Origin of the sequence: Ruminococcus sp. CAG:57, from assembly GCF_000435935.1 — a bacterium.
Lineage (GTDB): Bacteria > Bacillota > Clostridia > Oscillospirales > Ruminococcaceae > Hominimerdicola > Hominimerdicola aceti.
The window spans coordinates 9,856-15,100 of record NZ_FR890722.1 but is presented as its reverse complement, the minus strand read 5'-3'; the positions used below and the strand labels follow the sequence as shown (position 1 = coordinate 15,100).

6 protein-coding genes are annotated in these 5,245 nt (G+C 44.2%); all 6 read left to right on the top strand.

Annotation, left to right across the window (positions count from 1 at the left end):
• Window positions 1-178: 178 nt before the first annotated feature.
• Window positions 179-1,150, top strand: a complete 972-nt coding sequence (locus QVO88_RS05920; RefSeq protein ID WP_022287590.1) for a hypothetical protein — start codon at window positions 179-181, stop codon at window positions 1,148-1,150.
• A gap of 300 nt (window positions 1,151-1,450) precedes the next feature.
• Window positions 1,451-2,320: a substrate-binding domain-containing protein gene (locus tag QVO88_RS05915; RefSeq protein ID WP_022287589.1), complete on the top strand. Its 870-nt coding sequence runs from the start codon at window positions 1,451-1,453 to the stop codon at window positions 2,318-2,320.
• A gap of 205 nt (window positions 2,321-2,525) precedes the next feature.
• Window positions 2,526-3,362 carry a phosphate ABC transporter permease subunit PstC gene (gene pstC, locus QVO88_RS05910; protein WP_117863169.1) on the top strand — a complete coding sequence of 279 codons (837 nt, stop codon included), beginning with the start codon at window positions 2,526-2,528 and terminating at the stop codon, window positions 3,360-3,362.
• Between the two features lie 5 nt (window positions 3,363-3,367).
• The gene (pstA, locus tag QVO88_RS05905) at window positions 3,368-4,213 is read left to right on the top strand and encodes a phosphate ABC transporter permease PstA (RefSeq protein WP_022287587.1); all 846 of its coding nucleotides are present in this window, start codon (window positions 3,368-3,370) and stop codon (window positions 4,211-4,213) included.
• A 3-nt stretch (window positions 4,214-4,216) separates the two neighbouring features.
• Window positions 4,217-4,972 carry a phosphate ABC transporter ATP-binding protein PstB gene (gene pstB, locus QVO88_RS05900; RefSeq protein ID WP_022287586.1) on the top strand — a complete coding sequence of 252 codons (756 nt, stop codon included), beginning with the start codon at window positions 4,217-4,219 and terminating at the stop codon, window positions 4,970-4,972.
• Between the two features lie 36 nt (window positions 4,973-5,008).
• The coding region (locus QVO88_RS05895) for a PhoU domain-containing protein (RefSeq protein WP_288177817.1) at window positions 5,009-5,245 on the top strand (237 nt) is incomplete at its 3' end.

The window sequence follows — 5,245 nt, the reverse complement described above, 5'->3', positions numbered from 1 at the left end:
TCATTATTCAACAAATTATACCGTGATATCATACGAAAACATCAAAAATAATGTCCATAAAAGAGCCTTTTTTAAAAGAATGGTATAATTTGATGATATTTTGGTGAAACCTGTTGATTTTTAAAATGGTTTGTGTTATCATTATATTTAACAGATAATATTCGGGAGGAAAGTAAAAATGAAAACAAAGGAATGTCCTTTTTGCCATAAGGAAATATCCGAAGAAGCAATACTCTGTAAGTATTGCCATAACCTGCTTATAGACGAAAGCACACCTGTTACGGAAGATAGCAAGCAGGAGGAGCAGAATTTCACCTCTGCTGACGATGCTGACAGAACAAGAGTGTTCACAAAGCAGGAGGCACAGGAGTATGAAGAGAAAACAAGAGCCTTTTCTGTGCCTAAACAGCCGGAAGAGCCTACAGAGTTTTTCTCCACACCAATAGCTGATAGCCATGATAATAATGACGGCTCTGAGAATTATCAGGATAATTATGATAATGGCGATTATTCTGACGATGAAAACGATTATTCCGATGATGATACAGAGGATAACGATGACGCTTCCAGAAAGAAGCTCTTTGCAATTACTGCCACTATCACAGTGGGTATACTTGTGGTGGTCATTCTTGCTATAGTTGCAGGCTATAAGATCTTCGGCTTTGGCGGAACAAATAATAAGACCACTACTACTACAAAGCCAAAAACAACTGTTGCCGCTGATGACGACAGTAAGGGAGGCGTGTTCGTCGATACCGAGAGCAGTGCAGTTTCTGCTGACACAAATACCACTACCTCACAGCCGGCTGACGAAAGCTCAACACCAGCCACCGAAACCTCTGCACCTGATACAGAAACAACGACAACTACCACAACAACTGCCTCAGATACAGAAACTACAACAACTACCACAACTACAGCAGACTCAAAGCCTGACGAAACTACAACAACTACATCAGCCGAGAGCGGAGATTCTGCAAAGGCTGTCGCCGCTATCACAGCTCAGATAGACGGCAAGGTGTCTTCATATGAATACAGAACTGAGGACGCAGGCTTCATGTACTATTACGTCTTTACAGAAGACGGTCATGGCTACAGCGCCGCATATAATAAGGCAGACGGCTCAGTTGTACTTGTACAGAGCTACTGATTTTAAATAGAATATCACCGATTTTACAAAGTGCGTTTTCCTTGTGAGAACGCACTTTTTGTTTATACAAAAGTATTTTACATTGTGCATAGCAGTGTAAAGCCCGTTTTTGTGTGTAAATTCCTTTGCAAACATCTTACAATGACTTTACTTTACTTCGGTTACTGATTTTACAATGCTGATGTATCATAAGTATATCACCTGAATAGAAATAACATGAAGACCTGCACACAGGGTGCAGAGAGAAAAGGTGCAAATCAAAAAGCCCAAAGGGCAAGTATAAGAAAGAGGTTTTATATCATGAAAACAAGAACATCAAAACTGGCAGCGATCTTTACATCAGTTGCACTTGCAGCCACAATGCTCGCAAGCTGCGGAGGAAGCTCAGATAAGATCACAGTTATCTCCCGTGAGGACGGCTCAGGAACAAGAGGCGCATTCATCGAGCTGACAGGTATCGAGGAAAAAGACTCTAACGGCAACAAGACCGATAACACAAAGAAAGACGCCCTTATCTGTAAGTCAACAGACGTTGTGCTTACTCAGGTGTCAGGAGATAAAAACGCTATCGGCTATATCTCATTCGGCTCACTGAACGATACAGTAAAGGCTCTTAAAGTAGAGGGTGTTGAGCCTTCTACGGCAACTATCGAAAGCGGCGACTATAAAATAGTAAGACCTTTCAATATCGCTGTTAAAGACGGACTTTCAGACGCCGCTCAGGACTTTGAGAACTATATCCTCAGCTCAGATGGTCAGGATATCATCGAAAAGGCAGGCTACATAAAGATCGACAAGAGCGCAGCAGCTTACGCTTCAAACAACGCTTCCGGTAAGGTAGTAGTCAGCGGTTCATCATCAGTAACACCGGTTATGGAAAAGCTTGCAGAAGCATATCAGAAGGCAAACACAAACGTAACAGTAGACGTTCAGCAGTCAGACTCATCAACAGGTATCAAGGATGCTATCAACGGCACATCTGATATCGGTATGGCTTCAAGAGATATCTCAGACGACGAGCTTTCACAGGGTATCAAGTCTGTAACTATCGCTCAGGACGCTATCGCAGTTATCGTAAATAAGGATAACGCAGTTGAAGATATCACAATGGACGAGATAAAGGCTATCTATACAGGCTCAAAGACAACATGGTCTGACGAAAGCAAATAAGCTATCAAGTTAATTCTCCATAAAGATTTGCACAAGACAAAACTTTGGGCGGCACAGCAAATTGTCGCCCCCTTTGTCTGAGCAAAAAACAAGTGAAAAATTTTCAGAGGTGATAATTACGTTGACGGAAAACACAGCGGTGTCAGCGAATACAGCCGCTCAGAAGCCAACAGCAAAACAAAGTTCCCACCTGCTTGAGAAAGCGATGAAAGCATTGTTTTTCCTTTGCGCCTGCGTTTCAGTTGCGGCAGTAATAGTAATATGTATCTTCATGTTCGCTAAAGGCTGTCCTGCGATCGCAAAAATAGGCGTGGGAAACTTCCTCTTCGGAACAGACTGGAGTCCTAGAAACGTCCCTGCTTCATATGGTATCTTCCCTATGATAGTCGGCTCTCTCTACTGCACCGCAGGAGCAATAATAATTGGTGTGCCGATTGGACTTTTAACAGCGATATTTATGGCAAAATTCTGTCCTAAAAAGCTTTTCAAGTGGCTCATGCCTCCAATAAATCTTCTTGCAGGCATACCGTCCATTGTATACGGCTTTTTCGGCATGGTAGTTGTAGTTCCTATCATAAGAAACCTTTTCGGCGGAACAGGAAACAGCGTGCTTACAGTTTCCATTATCCTTGGTATCATGATACTTCCTACTATCGTGGGCATGAGCGTGAGCGCACTTAAAGCCGTTCCTGACAGTTACTATGAGGGCGCAGTCGCCCTTGGCGCAACACACGAAAGAGCGGTTGCAACAGTCGTTTTCCCTGCCGCAAAGTCAGGCATACTGGCAAGCGTTATCCTTGCAGTGGGCAGAGCAATAGGCGAAACAATGGCAGTTATCATGATAGCAGGAAACTCCACTATCATTCCACACTCCCTCCTGGACAGCGTCCGTACCCTCACAGGCAATATCGTAATAGAAATGAGCTATGCCGAAGGACTTCACTATGACGCCCTTATCGGAACAGGCGTTGTGCTGTTCGTGTTCATTCTTCTTCTGAACCTTTGCTTTAACCTTGTCACAAACAGAAAGGATAAAGGGTGATAAAAATGTCAGACAGAATGAAAACCTATAAAACACACCCCATGTCATTGGTGTTTAATATCCTAACCAAAATAGCAGTTGTGCTTACCATAAGCGTGTTCGTTCTTATCGTGGGCTATGTGGTGATAAAGGGCGTTCCTTATCTGAAACCGTCCCTCTTCGCAAAGACCTATACCACCGAAAACGTGTCAATGCTCCCCGCTATCGTGAACACCTTTGAAATGCTTCTGGTGTCCCTGGCAATAGCCGCACCTCTGGGCATATTCTGCGCAATATATCTCGTTGAGTATGCAAAGAAAGGCAATAAATTCGTCAGAGTCATAAGACTTACTACAGAAACACTCTCAGGTATCCCGTCCATAGTGTACGGACTTTTCGGAAATATGTTCTTTGTGCTTGCCCTTAACTGGAAGCTCTCAATGCTCTCAGGCGCTTGCACATTGGCGATAATGGTGCTTCCGCTCATAATCCGTTCTACCGAGGAAGCGCTGAAATCTGTCGACGACAGCTTCCGTGAGGGCAGCTACGGACTTGGTGCAGGAAAGCTCAGAACTATCTTCGTTATCGTTCTGCCTCCTGCAATAAGCGGTATCCTCTCAGGCGTTATCCTTGCAATGGGAAGAATTTTCGGCGAAACAGCCGCTCTTATCTATACCGCAGGAACTATCGCCAAGTATGCAGGCCTTACAGACTCAGGACGTACCCTTTCTATCCATATGTATTCACTTTCAAACGAGGGACTTTATATGAACGAAGCAAGCGCTACAGCAGTTGTCCTGCTGGCAGTAGTTCTGCTTCTTAACGGACTTGCGTCCCTTGTTGCCAGAAAGCTTTCCAAAGGAGGAAACTGATAAATGACACAGCCAAAACTGCAGGTGAAAAACTGCGATCTCTTTTATGGAGATTTTCAGGCTCTCAAAAATATAAACTTGTCCATAGCCGAAAAGGAGATAACCGCATTCATAGGCCCTTCAGGCTGCGGAAAATCTACTCTTCTTAAATCCCTCAACCGTATGAACGACCTTGTAGAGGGCTGTAAGATAACAGGCGATTTTACCCTTGACGGGGAGAATATCTATAAAGATATGGAAATAACCGAGCTTAGAAAGCGTGTGGGAATGGTTTTCCAGAAACCAAACCTCTTCCCGATGTCCATATATGATAATATCGCATACGGCCCAAGAACTCACGGCATAAAGAAAAAAGCCGACCTTGACGAGATAGTCGAAACAACTCTCCGTCAGGCTTCCGTGTGGGACGAAACAAAGGACAGACTTAAAAAGTCAGCCCTGGGTATGTCAGGCGGACAGCAGCAGCGTATCTGTATCGCCAGAGCACTCGCCGTAAAGCCGGAGGTGCTCCTCATGGACGAGCCTACATCAGCCCTTGACCCTATCTCCACTATCAAAATAGAGGAGCTTGCCACAGAGCTTAAAAAGAATTACACTATCGTTATCGTCACCCATAATATGCAGCAGGCGACCCGTATATCCGATAAAACAGCCTTTTTCCTCCATGGCGAGATAGTCGAGTTCGACGAAACTCAGCGTATCTTCTCCAATCCTAAGGAACAGAAAACTCTCGAGTATATCACAGGACGTTTCGGATAAACGCTTTGGAAATATAGGTGAAAGGAAGAAATATCTATGCGTGCGAATTTTGACAATAAGCTCAGCGAGCTTAACAAAAAGCTGCTTTCTATGGCAGCAATGACAGAGCAGATAATCGCAATGTCAATAAAATCTCTTGAAGAGCAGGATACAAAGCTTGCCCGTGAAACGGTGGAGTTTGACGCCAAGATAAACGAGGCGGAGCGTGAGGTAGAGAGGATCTGTCTTAACCTGCTCTTGCAGCAGCAGCCTGTTTTTGCCGAGGATCTCAGA

What these genes read in the sequence shown, in the direction of transcription:
- QVO88_RS05920 (WP_022287590.1), top strand. Translation starts at nt 179, where the DNA reads ATGAAAACAAAGGAATGTCCTTTTTGCCATAAGGAAATATCCGAAGAA.
- QVO88_RS05915 (WP_022287589.1), top strand. Translation starts at nt 1,451, where the DNA reads ATGAAAACAAGAACATCAAAACTGGCAGCGATCTTTACATCAGTTGCA.
- pstC (WP_117863169.1), top strand. Translation starts at nt 2,526, where the DNA reads ATGAAAGCATTGTTTTTCCTTTGCGCCTGCGTTTCAGTTGCGGCAGTA.
- pstA (WP_022287587.1), top strand. Translation starts at nt 3,368, where the DNA reads ATGTCAGACAGAATGAAAACCTATAAAACACACCCCATGTCATTGGTG.
- pstB (WP_022287586.1), top strand. Translation starts at nt 4,217, where the DNA reads ATGACACAGCCAAAACTGCAGGTGAAAAACTGCGATCTCTTTTATGGA.